This window comes from Rhizobacter sp. P2_H2, assembly GCF_056403375.1.
Window position 1 is genome coordinate 1 of sequence record NZ_JBFUFP010000701.1, and the last position, 2927, is coordinate 2927.

The 2927-nt window shown below is 71.4% G+C and carries 4 protein-coding genes; 1 reads left to right on the top strand and 3 read right to left on the bottom strand.

The genetic code is table 11. From position 1 onward, the window contains the following. Positions 1-1212, bottom strand: a 1212-nt coding sequence (locus AC1D15_RS24905) for a sensor histidine kinase (RefSeq protein ID WP_477828086.1), incomplete at its 3' end; no start/stop codon positions are given. A gap of 113 nt (positions 1213-1325) precedes the next feature. On the opposite strand from AC1D15_RS24905, the gene AC1D15_RS24910 reads away from it, so the two are divergent. Continuing rightward, the gene (locus tag AC1D15_RS24910) at positions 1326-1670 is read left to right on the top strand and encodes a hypothetical protein (protein WP_477828087.1); all 345 of its coding nucleotides are present in this window, start codon (positions 1326-1328) and stop codon (positions 1668-1670) included. On the opposite strand, the gene dapA is transcribed toward AC1D15_RS24910, so the two are convergent. Beyond that, positions 1671-2561: a 4-hydroxy-tetrahydrodipicolinate synthase gene (gene dapA / locus AC1D15_RS24915; protein ID WP_477828088.1), complete on the bottom strand. Its 891-nt coding sequence runs from the start codon at positions 2559-2561 to the stop codon at positions 1671-1673. Between the two features lie 154 nt (positions 2562-2715). Continuing rightward, a partial coding sequence (locus AC1D15_RS24920) for a DUF433 domain-containing protein (protein ID WP_477828089.1) occupies positions 2716-2927 on the bottom strand: 212 nt, incomplete at its 5' end.

Sequence of the window (2927 nt, forward strand, 5' to 3'; positions counted from 1 at the left end):
ACAGGCCTGGTAGCTCGCCTCGACGCGCCCGGCCTCGATGCGCGAGAACTCCAGCAGCGAGTTGACGAGCTTGCGCAGCCGCTCGCCGTTGCGGTGCGCCAGCTGCAGCGCGTCGTGCACATCGGCCGGCAGCTCGGGGCGCAGCAGCGCGTCCTGCAGCGGCCCCAGCATCAGCGTCAGCGGCGTGCGCAGCTCATGGCTCACGTTGCTGAAGAACACGTTCTTCGCGCGGTCGAGCTCGGCCAGGGCCTCGGCCTTCTGCTGCTCTTCGAGCCGCGCGCGCACCTCGCCCAGGCGCRACGCGACCTGCGAGCCCACCAGCGACAGGAAGCTGCGGTAGGCATCGTCGAGCCGCCGGCGCGGGCTGATGCCCACCACCAGCGCGCCGACATTGGGCGCCCGCCCCGCCACCGCCAGCGGCAGCACGACGGCCTGCTGCACCGGTTCGGTCCACGCGCCGCGGATCTCGCCGAAGTGCTGCGGCTGCAGCGACGACGCATCGCCCGCCAGTCGGCGCGGCAGTGCCTCGGGCGGCACGTTGGCCGTCTGCGTGACGCGGCCGAGCGCCGGGTCGCTGCCGTCGGCGGCATCGGGCAGGTAGAGCACGGCGAACGGCAGGTCCTGCGGGCTGTTGCCGAGCGTGGCGACCAGCTGCGCCGCGGCGGCCGCGAGCGTCGGCAGCTCGCGGATCGGCAACGCGGCCAGCTCGCGCAACAGGCGCAGCCGGCGCTCGCCGATCGCGCGCTCGGTGTCCTCGACGACGACGCACAGCATGCCGGCCACGCGATCGGCATCGTCATACACCGGGCTGTACGAGAAGGTGTGGAAGGTTTCCTCGAGGTAGCCGCTGCGCTCCAGGAACAGCTGCAGCCCCTCGTCCCAGGTGGCGGTGCCGGTGCTCAGCACCTGGTCGATGCGCGGGCCGATGTCGTGCCAGATCTCGGCCCAGACCACGTCGGCGCGCGCGCCGAGCACCCAGTCGCGCTTGATGCCGACGGTCGGCAGGTAGGCGTCGTTGCAGAAGAACGTGGCTTCGCTGCCCCAGGCCATCCACATCGCGAAGCGCGAGTCGAGCATCACCCGCACGATGGTCTTCAGGCTCTGCGGCCAGCCGGCGGGGTCGCCGAGCGGCGTGCGGCCCCAATCGAAGGCGCGCATGCGCGCGCCCATCTCACCACCCCCTTCGAGGAACCTCAGCGATGCATCGACCATCACGGCATGCTAGCGGCGAAAGCAACAGCCGGTCACGCGCGTTACGGAGGCCATGCGAGCCGGCGCACCGGCTCGGTTAACCTCGCGGATTGTCCAACCCTCCGACATCTCCCATGCGCCTCGTCCCGATCGCCTGCCTGCTGTGGTTCTCCTGTGCCGCCATGGCGCAATCCAAGGACGAGGTCGTCGAAGGCGGGCTGCAAAGCGGCCAGCGCTACCAGATGGCACAGCACTGCGGCGCGAGCGATGCCGCGCTCGATGCCTTCAAGGGCCGCTTCGAGACCGAGGCGCATGGCCGCTCGGACCTGCTGGCCAAGCTGGACGTCAACATCCTGAAGCTGTTCATGCAGGGCCGCCTGAACGGCGACCTCGCGTTCGAGGAGCTGAAGGCCAAGCCGCAGGCCGAGCGCGACGCCGCCTGCCAGCAGGCGCTGAAGCAGATCGGCGCGAAGGCCTGATCAGGCCGCTCGATCGGCCCCTTGATCGACCCCTCGCCAGGCTGCCTGCAGCGCGGCCGCGACCGGCGCGCTCGCCGGGGTCATCGGCGCGCGCAGCGTGGGGCCGATCCGGCCGAGCGCCGCGAGCTGCGCCTTCAGCGGGCCCGGGTTCGGCTCAGCGAACAGCGCCGCCACCATCGGTGCGAGCGCATGGTGCAGCCGGCGGGCGCGCGGCAGGTCGCCCGACTGCAGCGCGTCGAACAGCTCGACGAAGCGCCGCGCATGCAGGTGCGCACTGGCCGCGATGGCGCCCTGCCCGCCCTGGCACAGCGTCGTGAAGATCTGGTGGTCCTCGCCGGCCAGCACCGCGAGGCGGCCGTCGGCGATCAGCGCCTGCGTCTTGCGGGCGTCGCCGCCGCAGTCCTTCAGGCCGGCCACGCCGGGAATCCCGGCCAGCGTGCGCAGCGTCGCCAGGCTCAGCTCGACGCCGGTGCGGTACGGGATGTCGTAGACGACGATCGCGCGCGGTGCCGCGGCGGCCGCGACCTCGCGGTAGAAATCGACGACGCCCTGTTGCGACGGGCGCACATACGACGGTGGCGGCACCAGGAAGCCTGCGACGGCCTGTTCTCCGAAGCGCCGGCACGCCGCCATCACCTCGCGCGGCGCGATGCCGCTCACGCCCATCAGCACCGGCCGCCCGCCGGCCGCCGACAGCACGGTGCCCAGCACGGCGGCCTGCTCGGCCTCGTCGAGCGTCGCGGCCTCGCCGGTGGTGCCACAGGCGACCAGGCCGTGGATGCCATCGGCCACCAGGGATTTGACCAACGCGGCGAGCCGTTCATGGTCGACGCGCCCGTCCGCCGCGAACGGCGTGATGACGGGAACCCAGATGCCTGAGAGCTGCTGCATGAATCCATTCCTCGCGCCGGCGGACACGCCGGACCAGGCTGGGCATTCTAGGCAGGACGGGCCGAGTCGCATTCAAGGCCGCTCGGCAATTGCCGACCTCAGGGTCACGGAGGCGGAACGGAGTATCTGGCGCCGGGCGTGAGCCGGCAACCGATCACCGATTCACTTGCAGCGGCAACAGGCGCAAGCGGGTGCGCTTCGTGTCGATCGTCAGCAGCGCGCCTGCCTCGACTTCGCGCTCATCGGCGCGCCAGGCGGCATAGCGCAGCGCCTGCAGGATGTCTTCTCGCTCCAGATAGGGATAGTCGGCCAGGATGTCGTCGACGCTGTGCCCGGCACCGACTTGACCGACGACCATCCCGACGG